The sequence below is a fragment of the Mesorhizobium sp. B2-3-12 genome (assembly GCF_006442205.1).
Classification (GTDB): Bacteria; Pseudomonadota; Alphaproteobacteria; order Rhizobiales; family Rhizobiaceae; genus Mesorhizobium.
The window spans coordinates 192,300-208,232 of sequence record NZ_VFVR01000009.1; the positions used below are offsets into that span (position 1 = coordinate 192,300).

17 protein-coding genes are annotated in these 15,933 nt (G+C 65.3%); 13 read left to right on the forward strand and 4 right to left on the reverse strand.

Annotated elements, in window-relative coordinates; genetic code table 11:
- The first annotated feature begins 10 nt into the window (after positions 1-10).
- The 5 genes from FJ948_RS24140 (at position 11) to FJ948_RS24160 (ending at position 4,134) form a co-directional block, all read left to right on the forward strand.
- Entirely contained in the window at positions 11-1,522 is a 1,512-nt protein-coding gene (locus tag FJ948_RS24140; protein WP_140708863.1) for a formyl transferase, read from the forward strand.
- A gap of 89 nt (positions 1,523-1,611) precedes the next feature.
- Complete coding sequence (locus FJ948_RS24145; protein WP_140708865.1) at positions 1,612-2,820, forward strand: NAD(P)/FAD-dependent oxidoreductase; 1,209 nt, start codon at positions 1,612-1,614, stop codon at positions 2,818-2,820.
- Between the two features lie 129 nt (positions 2,821-2,949).
- On the forward strand, positions 2,950-3,153 hold the full coding sequence (locus FJ948_RS24150) for a hypothetical protein (RefSeq protein ID WP_140708867.1): 204 nt from the start codon (positions 2,950-2,952) through the stop codon (positions 3,151-3,153).
- A gap of 78 nt (positions 3,154-3,231) precedes the next feature.
- Complete coding sequence (locus tag FJ948_RS24155) at positions 3,232-3,426, forward strand: hypothetical protein (protein ID WP_140708869.1); 195 nt, start codon at positions 3,232-3,234, stop codon at positions 3,424-3,426.
- Between the two features lie 384 nt (positions 3,427-3,810).
- A complete protein-coding gene (locus FJ948_RS24160; protein WP_140708871.1) occupies positions 3,811-4,134 on the forward strand; it encodes a YciI family protein in 324 nt (107 codons plus the stop codon).
- 12 nt (positions 4,135-4,146) lie between these two features.
- Here the strand turns inward: FJ948_RS24160 and FJ948_RS24165 are convergent, their stop codons facing one another.
- Together FJ948_RS24165 and FJ948_RS24170 are read right to left on the reverse strand one after the other, a co-directional pair.
- On the reverse strand, positions 4,147-5,013 hold the full coding sequence (locus tag FJ948_RS24165; protein WP_246677602.1) for a sugar phosphate isomerase/epimerase: 867 nt from the start codon (positions 5,011-5,013) through the stop codon (positions 4,147-4,149).
- A gap of 1 nt (position 5,014) precedes the next feature.
- Positions 5,015-6,085 carry a LacI family DNA-binding transcriptional regulator gene (locus tag FJ948_RS24170; RefSeq protein WP_140708874.1) on the reverse strand — a complete coding sequence of 357 codons (1,071 nt, stop codon included), beginning with the start codon at positions 6,083-6,085 and terminating at the stop codon, positions 5,015-5,017.
- Between the two features lie 141 nt (positions 6,086-6,226).
- On the opposite strand from FJ948_RS24170, the gene FJ948_RS24175 reads away from it, so the two are divergent.
- The 4 genes from FJ948_RS24175 (at position 6,227) to FJ948_RS24190 (ending at position 9,508) form a co-directional block, all read left to right on the forward strand.
- A complete protein-coding gene (locus FJ948_RS24175) occupies positions 6,227-7,258 on the forward strand; it encodes a hydroxyacid dehydrogenase (RefSeq protein ID WP_140708876.1) in 1,032 nt (343 codons plus the stop codon).
- 119 nt (positions 7,259-7,377) lie between these two features.
- Positions 7,378-7,758, forward strand: a complete 381-nt coding sequence (locus tag FJ948_RS24180; protein WP_140708878.1) for a hypothetical protein — start codon at positions 7,378-7,380, stop codon at positions 7,756-7,758.
- A 284-nt stretch (positions 7,759-8,042) separates the two neighbouring features.
- Positions 8,043-8,786 (forward strand): helix-turn-helix transcriptional regulator, encoded by a 744-nt coding sequence (locus FJ948_RS24185; RefSeq protein WP_140708880.1) that lies wholly within the window; start codon positions 8,043-8,045, stop codon positions 8,784-8,786.
- Positions 8,787-8,833: 47 nt separating this feature from the next.
- Positions 8,834-9,508: a GntR family transcriptional regulator gene (locus FJ948_RS24190; RefSeq protein WP_140708882.1), complete on the forward strand. Its 675-nt coding sequence runs from the start codon at positions 8,834-8,836 to the stop codon at positions 9,506-9,508.
- Here FJ948_RS24190 and FJ948_RS24195 read toward each other — a convergent pair.
- A complete protein-coding gene (locus FJ948_RS24195) occupies positions 9,501-10,502 on the reverse strand; it encodes an NADP-dependent oxidoreductase (RefSeq protein ID WP_140708883.1) in 1,002 nt (333 codons plus the stop codon). The genes FJ948_RS24190 and FJ948_RS24195 overlap by 8 nt on opposite strands.
- Before the next feature lie 151 nt (positions 10,503-10,653).
- Here FJ948_RS24195 and FJ948_RS24200 point away from each other — a divergent pair, with 151 nt between their 5' ends.
- The 3 genes from FJ948_RS24200 to FJ948_RS24210 all read left to right on the forward strand — a co-directional run bounded on the left by FJ948_RS24200 (position 10,654) and on the right by FJ948_RS24210 (position 14,409).
- The gene (locus tag FJ948_RS24200; RefSeq protein ID WP_140708885.1) at positions 10,654-11,241 is read left to right on the forward strand and encodes a TetR/AcrR family transcriptional regulator; all 588 of its coding nucleotides are present in this window, start codon (positions 10,654-10,656) and stop codon (positions 11,239-11,241) included.
- A 427-nt stretch (positions 11,242-11,668) separates the two neighbouring features.
- Positions 11,669-11,971, forward strand: coding sequence for a hypothetical protein (locus FJ948_RS24205; protein WP_140708887.1), 303 nt, complete (start codon positions 11,669-11,671; stop codon positions 11,969-11,971).
- Positions 11,972-12,324: 353 nt separating this feature from the next.
- Positions 12,325-14,409, forward strand: a complete 2,085-nt coding sequence (locus tag FJ948_RS24210) for an acyltransferase family protein (RefSeq protein WP_140708889.1) — start codon at positions 12,325-12,327, stop codon at positions 14,407-14,409.
- A 29-nt stretch (positions 14,410-14,438) separates the two neighbouring features.
- On the opposite strand, the gene FJ948_RS24215 is transcribed toward FJ948_RS24210, so the two are convergent.
- Complete coding sequence (locus FJ948_RS24215; protein ID WP_140708891.1) at positions 14,439-15,299, reverse strand: NmrA family NAD(P)-binding protein; 861 nt, start codon at positions 15,297-15,299, stop codon at positions 14,439-14,441.
- A gap of 217 nt (positions 15,300-15,516) precedes the next feature.
- Here FJ948_RS24215 and FJ948_RS24220 point away from each other — a divergent pair, with 217 nt between their 5' ends.
- Complete coding sequence (locus tag FJ948_RS24220) at positions 15,517-15,834, forward strand: hypothetical protein (protein ID WP_140708893.1); 318 nt, start codon at positions 15,517-15,519, stop codon at positions 15,832-15,834.
- Positions 15,835-15,933: the final 99 nt, after the last annotated feature.

Consider the following 15,933-nt stretch of genomic DNA (forward strand, 5'->3'; position numbering starts at 1 on the left):
GGGGTGCGACATGCAGGTGAGCCTGCGCCTGGACAGCGACTGCCTCCGAGCTTTTCACCTGCTGCTGCTGCGGCGCCTGGCGGCGCTCGCCGATGTCGAGGTTCGCGTCGACGCGCGCCCGGGCGGGAGCGGCGTCCCAGGCAGCATCGCGGCCCTGTTCCAGCTTGAAACGGTCATCCATGGCTTGCCCGCGGACGGGTTGGCCAAGCGCCTGCCGCTGTCGGCGCTGGCCTCCTACAGCACGCCGCCGCCCGCCGTGCCCGACCTCGTGATCGACCTGTGCGGTGACGTGCGGCCGGAAGGGACACGCGTCTGGCGCGTGACCTATGACGGCGCCGCCGGCGAAGCCGCCCTTCTGGCATCGATCCTCGATGGCCGCACCCCGCTGGCCAGCATCGAGGAGAACGGCGCCGTCGTCGCCGAAGGACGCCTCGGCACCGAATATGGCGGCATCGCGCTCGCCGCCTTCCAGGACATGCTGGCGCGCACGGCAAGCCTGATCGTGGCAGCGGTGACGGGCGCGGCGCGAGGCGCCCTGCCCGTCCTGCCTGAGATGTTGGACGGCGGCGCCGCGCCGTCACTGCCCTCGGCCGGCAAGCTCGGCGTCAGGGCGGGCAAGGCGCTGGCGCGGCGCATCGTCCAGAAAATCTACCATCTCTGCTACAACGCCCCGCACTGGAAGGTCGGCTGGCGCGAAACCGGTGGGAAGGATCTGTTCGACCTGCGCGCCCATCCGGCATCGGGTTGGCAGGAACTTCCCGACGACGGCAGCCGCTTCTATGCCGATCCTTTCCCGATCCTCCACCAGGGACAGGTGACCCTGTTCGTCGAGGACTATATCCATCGTCTGGGCCGCGCCATCATCTCGGCCGTGCCGTTCGGCCCGACGGGACCGATCGGCCGCCCGGAGCCGGTGCTCGACCTGCCCTACCACCTCTCCTACCCCTTCGTCTTCGAGCGTGACGGCGAGGTCTGGATGGTACCCGAAAGCTGCGCCAACCGCACGGTCGATCTCTACCGCGCCACCGCCTTCCCCGGCGGATGGGTGAAGGAAGCGACACTGCTCTCCGACATCGTCGCCAGCGACGCCACCCTGGTCGAGCATGGCGGGCGCTGGTGGCTGTTCGCGACCGTGCGGGACGGTGGCGGCGCCTTCTCCGATGAACTGCATCTGTGGTCGGCGCCGGACTTTCGCGGTCCCTGGACGCCGCATCCCAAAAATCCGGTGCTGATCGACATCGCCTCGGCGCGGCCGGCCGGCCGCATGGTGCAACGCGGCGGCCAGTTGCTGCGCCCGGTGCAGGATTGCCGCAGGAGTTATGGCGCCGCGCTCGGCATCGCACGCGTCACTCACCTTGATTTGAATGGCATGGAACAGCTTGTCGAGACCATCTTAACCCCTGGTCCGCTATGGAGCGGGCGCAAGCTGCACACGCTGAACGAGGCGGGCGGCCTGGAGTTCATCGATGGCTCGGCGATCGCGCCGCGCTGGAAACAAAAGAGGCGACCGCGGTTAACCTAAACACTTGTTACTACCAGCCACTCGCGCCGGTTGCTTGAGGTTGATCAAGGTCCGGTAGATATTTCCACCACAGATTGTGGAGCAGAAAGATGACGAGCTTGAAGGGCAGCGAGGCGAGCGCCGCCGAAGCTGTCCCGACCGAGGTCGATGTGGCGATCGTGGGCGCCGGAATGGCGGGCACGACCCTGGCAATGGTGCTGGGAAAGGCCGGGCGCAAGGTGGCGCTGATCGATCCGCACCGCGTCCATCATGACGAGTTCAGGGCCGAGAAGATCGGTACCGCTCAGATACGGCTGTTCGAGAAGCTCGGCCTCAACGAAACGATCATGCGTCTCGTCACGCCGTTCGACGACATTCATGTCTTCCGCCTCGGCCAGTTGTTCGCGCGCGAGCGCAGGCCGGAATACGCGTTTTCCTATGGCGCGCTGATCAACGGACTCCGCGATGCCCTTCCCCCGCAGGTACCGCTTACGGTCGGCAAGGTCATGGAGGTCTCGACCGGACCGGACCGGCAGCGCCTGGTGCTGAGCGATGGCAGCGTCATCATTGCCCGCCTGCTGGTGGTCGCCACCGGCTACAGCGAAGCGGTGCGGCGCGCCATCGGCGTCGAGCGCGTCGAGCAATCGAAAGCCCATTCGCTGTCGATGGGTTTCGACCTCGCCATTGCGCCGCGCGAATGCGTCTACCAAGCCGTCACCTGCTACGGCAAGCGGGCAGCGGACCGCGTGGCCTATCTCACCATCTTCCCGCTCGGCGACAAGATGCGGGCCAACATGTTCGTCTATCGCACCGTGGCCGAACAATGGACGCGGGATTTTCGGGCCGACCCGCAGAAGATGCTTTGCGAATTGATGCCGGAAATATCGGCGCAATGCGGCAATTTCGCCGTCGCGAGTCCCGTCGAAGTCAGGCAGATCAACCTGACCACGACGCAAGGCCACCGCCGCGACGGGGTCGTCTTCGTCGGCGACGCGTTCTGGACGACATGCCCGACGCCGGGCGTCGGCATTGGGCGGGTCATGATCGACATCGATCAGCTCCACTCCGTGCACATTCCACGCTGGCTGGAGACGCCAGGCATGGCGGCCGACAAGATCGCCGCTTTCTATGACGATCCGGTCAAGGTGGCCTCCGACGAGGCCGGCATGCGTGTGAGTGTCTACGCCAGGCGGATCACAACCGAAAACGGGCTGGAATGGCGCGTGCGGCGCCTGCGTAACAACACGGCACGCCGGCTGATGCTCATCGGCCGCAAGGTGCGCCATTTGGGATCGCGGCGGCAACCGGGCATGGCGTGAGGCGCCTCCCAATCTTCCTCGCAATCGAAGACAGCGGTTTCTTTCCACGGGGTTGAAAAAAACAAATCCAGTGCCGTTCGTTCGGAACAAGCGGCGCGCCGACAGGTTATCCCCGCAGGAGATCCTGTCATGGTCAAGAATATCGACCGCGCGTTGCAGGATGCTATTCTGGCGATGCGCATTCTTCGTAAATCCATCATTGACCATGGCCATATGGAAGCCATGGCCGAATTTGACGGCTTGATGAGCGTGACCATTTCCGAGGCCGAGCGCGAACTGACCCGCTGGCAGGCCGGTCATCGCGCCGGACGGTCAGGCGTGGCGCAATCCTGACGCGATTGCGTCCGCGAGCCGGCGGAACCTTGCCGCATCCGGATGGTTCTAGGATATCGCATCGCGCCGGAGAACGACGTGACCCGAGTGATCGACAAGCAAAAGCTCGAAAGAGCCGATCGCGAGTCGAGGATCATCCTCGACGCCGAACGGCTGGCCCGTGACGCAAAGACCGCCCGCCTTCGCGAGCAGCGGCTGTCCACGGCAAGCGACAGCGGCAAGCCGCGAAAGCCCGCCGCGTCAAAGCGCCGTCGTGACGCGGGCGCCTGCTGAGCGTCACGGCACGCGGCAGCGAAGGCCAGCACGGCAATGAGGTCGGCGGAACAAGGCGATCCTACGAAGATGCCGAAAATCCCAGGCACCAACGCCTCGACGGGCTGCCAGGATAAGATTTCACCATCTCGAAGGTCTGCCGCCGCAAGGTTTCCAAGATCGGCTTCAAATCCACTTGCAATATGCAACCGGTTCGGATACGTTCAAACTAGTTGCAAAACGCAACTGGAAAGTCGGCGCGATGGATCGGCGATCAGGATGCCCCGATAAATCTCGCGACAGAAGCTCTCGGTGATCGCCTGAGCATGGACCCCCTACGCGAAGCGGTTGCGAGAATGGCAGCCGTCACCCCGCGTCACGTCGAAACCCTGAAAGGAACTCACAATGCCAAAGTTCGTTACGATCCAATATGGCGACCGGGCCGGGTATGACCGCACGCCCCAACCCATCAGGGATGCCGCTCACGAACAGGACGCGAAGTTGCTCTCCGAAGGCGCCCTGATAGGGAGGGCGGGGACGCCGGTACAGGTGCGCAATCCGGAAGCGTCGGGAGTGGAAACGCGCGATGGTGCGTTCATGTCGTCGGATCTGCCGATCGCCGGATTTGCCGTGATCGAAGCTGCTGACCTTGCCGACGCCATCGAGAAAGTCTCGCAGGTCCCCTGTGCTGTCGCGCATGGCGTCGTCGAGGTGTGGCCCTTGAGATGAAGTCCAGTTCTGTCAGCGAACCGCTCCCAGCCGCAAACCCGCTTTCGCCGCCGCCTCGCGCAGGAACGGCAGGCCGACGCCGATGACGTCGTCGGGATTGTCGGCCACCGGGCGCCACACCGCCAGGCCGCCGGCGATGTCGGCATCGACATGGTTCATGCTTTCGAGCGTAATGGCGCCGGTATAGCCGATATCGGCGATCGCCTTCATGCAGGCCGCCCAGTCGAGCATGCCGCGCCCGGGCACGCCGCGATTGGCTTCCGAGACATGGACATAGCCGAGATAGGGCGCCGCCGCCTTGAAGCCGGCGGCGAAACTCTCCTCCTCGATATGCATATGATAGGTGTCGAGATGGATGAAGATGTTGTCGGCGCCGACGCGCTCGATGATGTCGACCGCGTCGACACCGCGATTGATCAGATGCGTTTCGTAGCGGTTGCAGGGCTCGATGCCGAGCTTCAGCCCGTGCGCCCCGGCCGCCTTGGCGGCGCGGGCGAGGAAGCGGCACATGCCGTCGATCTCGCCAGCCGTCGGCGCGCGGCCCGAAGTCTTGCCGATCGTGCCGTAGGTGACGCCACCGAGCGCCTCGCTGCCGACCGCCACGCAGACGCCGAAGGCCGGTTCGAGAAAGGCCAGCGCCTCGTCCGGACGCGCCACGACATCGAGTGAGGCCGGCAGGCCAAGTGACGGAATAAGCGCGACATTCCAGCGTTCGGCAAACGCGCGCGTGCGCGCCGTGTCGATCTCCTCGGGGCGCAGCAGCGGGATTTCCAGCAGCCCGATGCCGAGCCCCTTCAATCGCTCCATCTGGGGCTCGATCAAATCGAGATCCCAGACCGGGGCAATCGCAAATGTGTGCAGTCCAAAGACGTTCGTCAACTCAACCTCTCCCTTCCCGCGCCGCCGCATTGCCGGCCGGCGGACCCACGGAATCACGCATCAGGAGCCGGCACGGTTCCAGCCGCGCGGCCGGCGGCCCCTCCCCGCCCTCGATCCTGGCAAACAGCGCCGCCATGGCGTGTTCCGCGATGCGGCCCACCGGCTGCACCACGGCGGCGATGGCCGGCCATGTCACCTGCATCCATTCGGCATCGTCGAAGCCGACCAGCGAAATGTCGTCGGGGCAACGCCAGCCGCGCCGGCGGAACTCCGACAGCGCCACCAGCGTACCCCTGAGGAACAGCGAATAAACCGCCGTAGGCCGCTCGCCCTTCTCCTCGCATCCGCCGAAATAGTCGCGCAGCCGCGCCCTGAGCGGCTCGACATCGCTTTCGGCCAGCACCACGTCGATGCGCGCGTCGGGCGCGAGCGCAAGCGCGGCGGCGCGGAACCCGTCGAGACGGGCGCGCACGGTGGCCGCCTGTTCGCCAAGACCGACGATCAGTATGTGGCGATGGCCCCTGCCGGCCAGCTCGCGCGCCACTTGCGCGCTGGCCGCGGCACTGTCGGCGGACACCGTGTCGAAAACCGCGTCCGACAGCACGCGGTCGATCAGCACGCCCGTCATGCCGTTGGCCTTCATGAACCCGGCCGCCGGACCATGCTCGTTGCGCACCGGGGCCAGCACCACGCCGGCCACCCGCCAGTCATGCATGCGGGCCAGAATCTCCTTTTCGCGCGCCTCGGATTCACGGCTCGAGGCGGCCACCAGCGTGTAGCCATGCTCTTCGGCAAGGCTCTCCAGCCTGGTGACCATCTGGCCGAAGAACTCGCTTTCGAATTCCGGCACGATGGCGCCGATGATGCGGCGCCTTGCCCTGCGCATGTCGGACGCCAGCGGATCGACCCGGTAACCCAGATGTTCTACGGCATCGAGGACGCGCCGCGCATTCTCCTGCTTCACCGTGACGACGCCGGACAGCACCTTGGAGACGGTCGCCGCCGACACGCCGGCGCGCTCCGCCACGTCGTGGATCGACGGACGCCGCTGCTGGGCCTGCCTGTGCGCCATTGTCCTCCTCCCCGAGGGCCGGCCTGTATCGACCTGCTTCCGAAATGAGTAAATCGATTTATCGTGCTTGTAAATCGTTTAATCCGCGATAGATTTGGCCCCGAGAAAGCGCCTTGGGAGCCGCTTCGGGAGGATATTGCCATGTCGAACACCGCCTTGCCGCTGGTCATCAGCGCGCCCGAGCCGCGCACGCTCGAACTGATCTTCACGCCGCCGCAGCTGGCGCGGCTCAAGGCGAACTACCGCATTGTCGAGACGACGGCGGACGGCGTGGCGCAACTGCCGGCCGAGGTGCTGGCGCAAGCGCGCTACATCGTCGGCCAGCCGCCGATCTCGGCCGAAACGCTTGCGGCCATGAAGGCGCTGCGCTGCGTCTTCAATGTCGAGAGCAACCTCCTCGACAACATGCCCTATGAAACCCTGTTCGCGCGCGGCATCCATGTCGTGACAACGGGCCTTGTCTTCGCCGAGCCGGTCGCCGAACTCGGCCTGGCCATGGCGCTCAACCTTGCCCGCGGCATCGTCGATGCCGACCTCGCCTTCCGCCAGGGTCGGGAGCTCTGGGGCGGCGATGGCAACCAGACGGCGCGGCTGCTTTCGGGCGCCGATGTCGGCATTATCGGCTTCGGCGATCTCGGGCGCGCGCTCAACCGCCTGCTGTCGGGTTTCCGCACCCGAACAAAAGTGTTCGACCCCTGGCTGCCGCCGTCGATCCTGAGGGAAAATGGCGTCGAGCCGGCCTCGCTGGACGCGGTGCTGTCGTCGAGCGACTTCGTCTTCGTCGTGGCCTCGGTGACCTCCGAGAACCAGGGCTTTCTGGGCGCCGACGCTTTCGCCGCGATGCGCAAGGGCGCCGCCTTCATCCTGCTCAGCCGTGCCGGCGTGGTCGATTTCCCGGCTTTGATGGCGGCGGTGAAGAGCGGCCACATCCTTGCCGCCAGTGATGTCTTTCCCGAGGAGCCGCTGGCGGGCGACCATCCCGTGCGGGCGCTGCCCGGCTTCCTGCGCTCCGCCCACCGCGCCGGCGCCCTCGACATCGCCTTCAAGCGCATGGGCGACATGGTGCTGGAAGACATGGACCTGATCGATCGGGGCCTGCCGCCGTTGCGCTCCAAGCGCGCCGAACGCGAGACGGTGTCGAGGATGCGCTCCAAGCCGTCCGACAGGAACTGAGCAACCGGGCGGTGTGAGCATCGCTGAACCGCATCGGCGAGGTCTGTACCGAATCGTACGTTGAATCCCCTTTGAGATGCGCCTTCAAAGGCGTAAAAAATGCAACTCGGGAGGCAGCGATGATCGGAAGCCATAAAGACATAGCGCAGGCCGCTATCGAAGCCAGCTTCCTGCTACGACATCGTTCCATTGCTGGGAACGTCGCCTTTCGCCGCGAAATGGACAATTCCCGGCGCGTGATCGCGCAATCGCGCGAGCTTCTGAAACGGATTCGCCAACGCCAACGCGACGACAGCCGAGCCTGGGAAGATGCCGACCCGGTTCCTGTTGCCGTCTCGGCGTTCGATGCCGACATTCTGCGCGCTGTGTTTCGAGATCTGGTCTCGGAAACGAAGGTGTCCGAGTGTCAATGGCGCGATCTGGCCAGAAGCCTCGTTCACGAGTTTACCGGCTGCGATCTGGTCGAGACCGGCTTGATAGAATGGATCATTCATAGATAGCGATCCGCAAGGCATACCCTCTCCCAGAGGTGGGCCTCCCGTTGTGATGGAACGATCGCGCCGCCGGCGGGTTTTGCAAGAGGCCAGGGCGGTGGGACGCCCGGCCTACTCCAGAAGGCCCGTCACGAGTCGCGTCGGTGGCGGGCCTTTCTCCATCGCACGTGATATTGGCTCCATCGCAGGTGATATTGGCCGAAGGTCCCATTCGCGCCGCGCCCATCTTGTGCGACATTGCCCTAATATCAGCAATTGCTTGAATATGGTCGGGACGTCGGGGCGGGGTCGTGCCAATTCGCAGGAATCTAGCCGCGAATCTCAGACGGCTGGTCGGCAGCCATCCGTCCGTGAGCGCGGTTTGCCGCGGATTGAACATGAACCGCTCGCAATTCGAACGCTACCTGCAAGGCAAGAGCCTGCCCAACCGGGCCACGGCGCGACTGATCTGCGACTATTTCCGCATCGACGAGGACGACTTGTACCGCGCGCCGGAAGCGGCGGCATCGCAACACGCTCCCCTGTCGCCAATGCACGAAACGCTTTACGAAAACATGGTGCGCGGCCCCAGCCCCGCCATCGCCGGCGGCGCCTACTTCACCTACTTCGCGGTTCCCGATCGCCCTGACCTTTTGATGCGCTCGGTCACCTTCGTGCGGCGGCAGGCCGAGCTGGTGACGTTCAGGCGCGTGACCCGCTGGGTCGAGGGCCATCGCCAGGGCGGCGCGCGTGTCCCGGGCTGGCATTATGGCGTGGCGATCTCGCGCCTGAACTGGATCTATTTCGCCGCCATCAACCGCCGCCAGACCGCCGAGCCGTCGATCATGGCCGTGCAATGGGCGCCCTTCTCGGAGCCGGTGCTGGTCGGCAAGGCCTTCGTCCTGACCGGAGCCGGGCCGGCCTGCATCAAGGTCATCATGCGCCAGGAAGTCGGCAGGATCGGCCTGCGGCAGGCAATGCGGATGTCGGGCGTCGTCAGCCTCGACGACCCGCGTCTCGACCAGCTTGTGGCCAGCCTCGCGCGCGAAGGCTAGAGTGGTCGGCGCCAAGGATGATTTGGCCTGGCCAACGAGAGAGAGCGATGCTCAACACGGTCGACTATGGCGGCAAGGAAGCCGATATCGTGCACGCGCTGGAGGAAGACATCATCTTCGGCCGGCTGGCGCCCGGCACGCGCCTGGTCGAGGACGTGCTGCTCGCCCGTTTCCCGGTCTCGCGCCACACTATCCGCCAGGCGCTCTACCAGCTGGAAAGGCTCGGCGTCGCCACGCGCGAGCGCAACAAGGGCGCCATGGTGCGCCGGCTCGCGCCCGAGGAAGTGCGCCAGATCTATGAAGTACGCGAGATGCTGCAGCGCCAGGCCGCGCTGATGATCCGCCTGCCGGCGAGCGAGGCGTTGATCGCGGAATTGACCGAGATCCACCATGTCTACAGCGGCCATGTCGACGCCGGTTATCTCAGAGGCATCCACGAGGCCAATGACCGCTTCCACCTGACCATGTTCTCGGCCTGCGGCAATGCCTATCTGGTGGCCTCGATCGAGCACTATATGCGCCTCAGCCTGCCGGTGCGGGCCAATTCCCTGGCCGACCGGGACAAGCTCGACATCTCGCGCCAGCACCATCTGATGATGATCGAGGCGCTGAAGCGCAGCGACAATTGGGTGCTGGCGCAGCTCTGCGTCGACCACCTGCAGCCGAGCAAGGTTTTTTATCTCCAGGAGGTCGAGGCCTCGCTCCCGACTGTCCCTACCTGACCTTGATGACCACCTTGCCCTTGGCGCGCCCGGTTTCGACATAGGCCAGGGCTTCGTTGGTCTGTTCGAACGCAAACGTCCGGTCCATGACAGGGCGTATGATGCCGGTTTCGACAAGCGACGCGAGCCGGCTCAACTGATCGCCTTGCGCCCACATGAACAGGAAGGAATAGTCGACACCGGCGCGTTCGGCCCTGCGGCGTATGCCGAGACTGAGAAACCACAGCACCAGCTTCAGCACGACGTTCAGGCCTTGCTTGCTGGCGAAGCCGGGATCCGGCGGACCGGAAATGGAAATCAGCTTCCCGCCCGGTTTAAGCACGCGCAGCGATTTCTCGAGCGTCCTGGCATCCTGGCTGTTCACGACGACGTCGTAGCCTTGCAGCACCTGCTCGAAATCGTCCTTCCGGTAGTCGACGACGATATCGGCGCCGAGACTTTCCACCAGGTCCATGCTCGCCGCGCTCGCCGTCGTCGCGACCGTGGCGCCGAGATGCTTCGCCAGTTGGATGGCTATCGTGCCCACCCCGCCGGAACCGGCCTGGATGAAGACCTTCTGGCCCTTCCGTAAGCCCGCCCTTTCGACCAGCACCTGCCAGGCGGTCAGACCGACCAGGGGCATGGAGGCGGCCTCCTCCATGCTGAGGTTTTTCGGCTTCAGGGCCATCTCGGCCTCGTCGATGGCGATGAATTCGGCGAATGTCCCGATCCGGCCATCGCGCGGCCGTGCAAGGATTTCGTCACCGGGTTTGAACTTGCGGACTTTCGAGCCGACGCGCACGACGACGCCGGCCACGTCGTGGCCCAGGACGAAGGGCGGCCGATACGGCACTATCAGTTTGAACTCCCCGTCCCGGAGCTTGGAATCCAGAACGTTCACGCCGGCGGCGTGGATTTCGACCAGAACGTCATTGTCCCCCGGCTCGGGCACGGGCATTTCGGCGAGCCGCAGCGCGCCCTTCTTCTGATATTTGTCGACGACAAAGGCTTTCATCGCACTCGCTCTCTCACGATCGCGATCTTTCCGGAGTGCGTTTCATTTGATGCTCCAGAGCCCCTCGGGCTAGCTTTCCGCGACAGATTGAATTATGATCGTAATATCAGATTATGATCATAACGCAATAGTGGTGTGGGAAAGCAAGGACATGCGCTACGAAAAGGGCCGGAAGGACGCATCGCGCGGCCGGATCATGGAGGTCGCCACCGAGCGGTTCCGCGGCGACGGCATCGCCGCCTCCGGACTGGCAAGCATCATGAGCGACGCCGGGCTGACCAACGGCGCCTTCTATCCGCACTTTCCCTCCAAGGCGGCGCTGGTACGGGAATGCGTGGCGGCGGCACTGGAGGGCCAGTCCGGGCAGATCGCGGAGGCGCTGGCCTCCGGCGGCCTGGAAAAGGCCATGGACGCCTACCTGTCGCCGGAGCACCGCGACAATCCGGGCACGGGCTGCGCTTCCGCCGCGCTGTTGCCGGAAATCGCGCGGCAGCAGCCCGAAACGCGGCAACTCTATACCGAGCGCCTGATGATCCTAGTGCGGCAGGTGGCGGCCGCCCTCCCGCCCGATACGAGCGACCCCGAAGGCGTGGCATTCGGCATCTTCGCGACACTCATCGGCGCGCTTCAATTGGCCCGCGCCGTGGAAGGGCCGGACCTGTCGGATCGCATCCTGGCGGTAGGAGCGGACGCGGCCCGGTCGCTGATCCAACAGGGTCGCCGCGCACCAGCCGGCTGAGCCCGAAGCAACAGACGGCGAGAGCCTGAAACTTTCCGCAAGCCGCCCTCGTTGCTGCGTGATCGCCAAGGCGATAGCAAGACCCTCCATTCAATGCCCGCCGGCCTCTTGCCGGCGGTTTTTTTATGCTCGCCCGAGGCCGTCGGTCGCCCGGGAACCATCGACGAATCGAGAAGTTGTCCAGGCGGCCAGAAGCCTGGCCGACACACAGAAGCCCGCGCAGGCGCCGGCGGCGGGAGGGGCTGGGCTGAAACCAGTAGATGCAGGACAGAACCGCGTTGCTTTCAGATCCGGCGAAGGTTTAAACGCTATTTTGTCCTATTCGGGGAATTTTGGCCTGAAAATCCGGAACTTTCGGGCAAACTGTTTCGTTAGAAAGCTTGATCGTTGCTTCGACGGTCACAAAGCAACAGGGAAGGACCCAATCATGAACATCAAGATGATCTGTCTTGGCGCGATGGCGCTTTCAATGGCCGCCGGTTCGGCTCTCGCGGGAGGCAGCACGGGAACGTCCGCCCTCGACGATCCTGCCAAGATGAAGCCGTTCTACACGGACTCCGGCATGAAGACGATGGTCGGCAATGACGACTTCGTGAAAGCCTGGAAGGCGCTGACGCCCGAGGACCAGACGGCGATGAAGACCGCCTGCGCCGACGAGGCCAAGAACGCAAACCCCACCAACACCCATCCGGAATTCTGCAGCAGCGTAAAGCTGAACGGCGGCAGCTGATAACCCGCCACTGCCCTGGAGACAGCCCCGTTCGCGGGGCTGTCTTTTTGTGACTGCCACCGTCCCGACTTGTCGCCCGTTTGATCATGTTCGCCGGTTTCGCCCCCGGAAAGGCTGATGCGGCGTGCCGGCTTCGCTCCTGGGAGGCCGCGCGGCGCTTGTGTCGACGGCGGGTAAAGCCGGATCCATCGGCACCCAGGCGATACCCCTTCCCACCGGCCGTCCTTTTTCTGGCCATGTTGCACTGCGAAAAACATGTTGCATTGCGATAAGAAACTTGTTGCATTGCGGTAGCGACCTTCCCGAACGATCCCGGCAAGGGCTGGGCTTCGGGCTTGCACCAAGGAGACCTCGTGGCGGCATCGTTTCGGCCTGACATACAGGGCTTGCGCGCGCTGGCGGTTGGCGGCGTCGTCGCCTACCATTTCGGCCTCACGGCGCTGCCGGGCGGCTTTGCCGGCGTCGACATCTTCTTCGTCATTTCCGGCTGGCTGATCACGACGCATCTGATGCGGGAGATCGCCGAGACCGGCCGGCTCGACCTCTGGCGCTTCTATGCCAGGCGCGCACGGCGCCTGCTGCCGGCCGCGATCTTCGTCATCCTGGCCACGCTTGCCGTCGGCAGCCTCATCATGGCGCCGCAGGAACAGGCGCTCTATTCGCGCGGCGCCATGTATGCGGCGGCCTACGCCATCAATCTGTGGCTGCTGCGCTGGTCGTTCGACTATTTCGCCGCCGACGCCTTGAGCAACCCCTTCATCCATTTCTGGTCGCTGTCGGTGGAGGAGCAGTTTTATCTCGTCTGGCCGGCGCTGCTTGTCCTGGCCGCCTGGCTGCGGCCGGGCCGGCGCATGACCGTGGCGGTAATCGGCATCGTCGGCCTCGCCTCCTTCGCCGCTTGCCTCTGGCTCACCAGCCTGGCGCCGGCCTGGGCTTTCTACTTCTCGCCGCTGCGCGCCTGGGAGTTCGCCGCCGGTGGCCTGGCGACATTCGTCTCGCCGGCGCTCTGGCATCACCGATCCTGGCTGCGGGCGGCACAGGGGTGGCTCGGCCTGGCGCTGATCGCGACAGCCTACCTCACCTTGAGCGAAGACCTGCCCTTCCCCGGCTGGTACGCGCTGCTGCCGGTTGTCGGCACCGTGCTGGTGCTCTTGAGCGGTGCCGGCGAGCAGGGCGACGCCCCGGGCGTAGGGCGCTGGCAGGCCCTGGCGCCCGCCGCCCTGCTTTCGCTGGCGCCCTTGCAGTGGGTCGGCACGCTCTCCTATTCGCTCTATCTCTGGCACTGGCCGGTCATCGTCTATGCCGGAATGCTGCAGCCGGATTTCGGCGTGGCGCAGCGCCTCGGCTGCGCCGTGCTGGCGCTGGTTCTGTCGGCGCTCACCTATCGGCTGATCGAAAATCCGGCGCGGCGCGGCGACTGGCTGGCGGCGGCCGCGAAAGCCTTTCGCCTCAACGCCGGTCCGGACGCAAGACCGCTCCGGCTTTTCCCCGGGCTTGTGCTGGCCCCCGCCCTCGTGCTGACAGGCGCCGGCGTGGCGGCCGCCTACGCCAACGCGCATCTGGCCACGCGCAGCATCGACCCCACCCAGCGCGGCATCGAAGAGGCCGCCGAACAGCCTTCCCTCGCGCGCGCCACCGACGCGAACTGCCTGCTCGACTTCCAGACGGTGAAGCCGAAACCCTGCACCTTCGGGCCGGCCGATGCCGCCAACACCATCGTGCTGTTCGGCGATTCGCATGCCGACCACTGGTCGACGCCGCTGGTCGCGGCGGCCCGGCGCAACGACACCAAGGTGGTCACCTATCTGAAGTCGTCATGCCGCGCCTCGCGACTGTCGACCTTCAGCGCCGTGCTCAAGCGCGACTACACCGAATGCGACGCCTGGCGCGAACAGGCGATAGCCGACATCATCCGCGAGAAGCCGCGCCTGGTGGTGATCTCGGAATTCTCGATCGGCAATCTGACGCGCGACATGACCGCCGCCGGCCGCACCGCCGAGACCGCGCGATGGCAGGCCGGCCTGCGCTCCACCTTGGAGGCCTTCAGCCAGGCCGGCGTCGCGACCGCCGTCATCCGCGACACGCCGATCGGCGGCAGCTTTGCCGATGCCTGCGTCGCCCGCGCGCTGTGGTGGCGCGAGGCGCCCTCGCGGTGCGACACGCCGCGGGCGCAGGCCGCCAATGACGGCGCGGCGGCGCAAGAGCGCGCCGTGGTGCAAAGCGTGCCCGGCACGCTCTATGTCGACCTCACCGACCGCTTCTGCGACAGCGCCACCTGCCACGTCTTCATCGGCGGCAAGCTCGCCTTCCGCGACCGGCACCATCTGGCGACGGCGTTTGCCGAAACGCTAGAAGAACCGCTGGAAAAGGCGCTGTTTCCAGAAAGGCTTGGCTCCCTTCTCCCCGTTCACGGGGAGAAGGTGCCGGAAGGCGGATGAGGGGCAGCGCGGCGTTCCTCCTTATCCACTCAGCCTGACCCAGCCAAATCAGCCACATAGCGCTCCAGCGTCACCTTCCCGCGCTCCGGCCTGGTCGGCGGATCATAGGTGTCATCAACCGTCACCTCCGTCATGCGCGCGTAGGATTGCGCGGCTTGCGGTGAAAACCCCATCTCCTCGAACGCCTCCACCCAATGTTCGCGGGGCGCCGAGACCACGCTCACCTGCTTGCCGAGCGCCTCGCCAAAGGTGGCGGCGACATCCCTCGCCGTGTAGCGCGACGGCCCCTCGACGTGATGCAGGCCGTTCTTTTCCACCGGCTCCATCAGCAGGCGCGCCGCCGCCTCGCCGAGGTCGCGGGGCGCCACCATGGGCAGTTCGAAATCCGCCGGCAAAAGCGTGTTGACCACGCCGTCACGCCGGGCTGTCTCCAGCGAGGCGTCCCAATTGCTCATGTAATAGGCCGCGCGGATGATGCTGGCCGGAATGGGTTGACGATGCAGCTTCTCTTCCAGCCCATGCAGGACGGTGAGGTCGCCGGCCCGCTCGCCGGCATGCGCGCCATAGGCCGATTCCGCGACCACCTTCTCCAGCCCCGAACCGTCCAGCGCGGCGATGATCGCCGCCACGGTCCTGCGCTCCTCGGCATCCGTGTCGGTCGAGGGGTCAGCCGGCGGATTGAGCAGGAACGCCCGCCTGCCGCGCCTGAACACGCCACGCAGCGCCTCGACGTCGAGCACGTCAGCCACCGCCACCTCGGCGCCCTGGGCGGCCAGAGGCGCCGCCTTGGCCTCGTCGCGCGTCACCACCGTCACCGCCTCGCCCTGGCGCAGCAGCGCCGCCGTGGCCGCCGAGCCGACATGCCCGGTGCCGCCAAGAATGATATGCATGGTCCATTCTCCCTTGCTGTTTGTGTACAGGGGGAATGGATGGCGGCGACCAAGGTTCAAAACGCGCCTCACCATGCTGACACGTGCGGCCATGCACCGCCATGGACAGGCGCTTTGCCGTCACGGCGCGTGGCTCGAACCATCGATCCGCCAATTTTTATGGGAACAGGGCCGCCGCCGCGACGTTTATTAGACATACCTTAAGGAGGAGGTTGTCATGAAAAAGCTCTTGCTCGCATCCGTGATCGCGGTCGTCTCGGCGGTGTCCGTGATCGCCCCCGCAAATGCCGCCAGCATCACGCTTGGCATCGGGAACGGCTATGATGACGATTACTACGTTCCCAGACATCGCGACTATTACCGCCATTATTCCGACGACGGCTCCTATTACGGCCGCCGCCACTACCGCTACAGCGACGACGGCTACCGCCCGCGCTATTACGGCATGCACCATCGCCGCTGCCACACCGAATTGGTGAAGCACTGGCGCCATCACCACCGCGTCATCGAAAGAGTGCGCGTCTGCCGCTTTTAACCTCAGGATTGATCCGGCCGGCATCGGCCGGCCGGATCAAACATGACCACTTCAGACCGGAATGCACCGGCGCTACGCTGGCATCGCCGGCTGGGTGGC

Bases quoted from the DNA above. Each gene is read 5' to 3' on its own strand.
- FJ948_RS24140 (WP_140708863.1), top strand. From the start codon at position 11: ATGCAGGTGAGCCTGCGCCTGGACAGCGACTGCCTCCGAGCTTTTCAC.
- FJ948_RS24195 (WP_140708883.1), bottom strand. From the start codon at position 10,502: ATGAAAGCCTTTGTCGTCGACAAATATCAGAAGAAGGGCGCGCTGCGG.
- FJ948_RS24215 (WP_140708891.1), bottom strand. From the start codon at position 15,299: ATGCATATCATTCTTGGCGGCACCGGGCATGTCGGCTCGGCGGCCACG.
- FJ948_RS24150 (WP_140708867.1), top strand. From the start codon at position 2,950: ATGGTCAAGAATATCGACCGCGCGTTGCAGGATGCTATTCTGGCGATG.
- FJ948_RS24145 (WP_140708865.1), top strand. From the start codon at position 1,612: ATGACGAGCTTGAAGGGCAGCGAGGCGAGCGCCGCCGAAGCTGTCCCG.
- FJ948_RS24205 (WP_140708887.1), top strand. From the start codon at position 11,669: ATGAACATCAAGATGATCTGTCTTGGCGCGATGGCGCTTTCAATGGCC.
- FJ948_RS24220 (WP_140708893.1), top strand. From the start codon at position 15,517: ATGAAAAAGCTCTTGCTCGCATCCGTGATCGCGGTCGTCTCGGCGGTG.
- FJ948_RS24170 (WP_140708874.1), bottom strand. From the start codon at position 6,085: ATGGCGCACAGGCAGGCCCAGCAGCGGCGTCCGTCGATCCACGACGTG.
- FJ948_RS24180 (WP_140708878.1), top strand. From the start codon at position 7,378: ATGATCGGAAGCCATAAAGACATAGCGCAGGCCGCTATCGAAGCCAGC.
- FJ948_RS24160 (WP_140708871.1), top strand. From the start codon at position 3,811: ATGCCAAAGTTCGTTACGATCCAATATGGCGACCGGGCCGGGTATGAC.
- FJ948_RS24190 (WP_140708882.1), top strand. From the start codon at position 8,834: ATGCTCAACACGGTCGACTATGGCGGCAAGGAAGCCGATATCGTGCAC.
- FJ948_RS24200 (WP_140708885.1), top strand. From the start codon at position 10,654: ATGCGCTACGAAAAGGGCCGGAAGGACGCATCGCGCGGCCGGATCATG.
- FJ948_RS24175 (WP_140708876.1), top strand. From the start codon at position 6,227: ATGTCGAACACCGCCTTGCCGCTGGTCATCAGCGCGCCCGAGCCGCGC.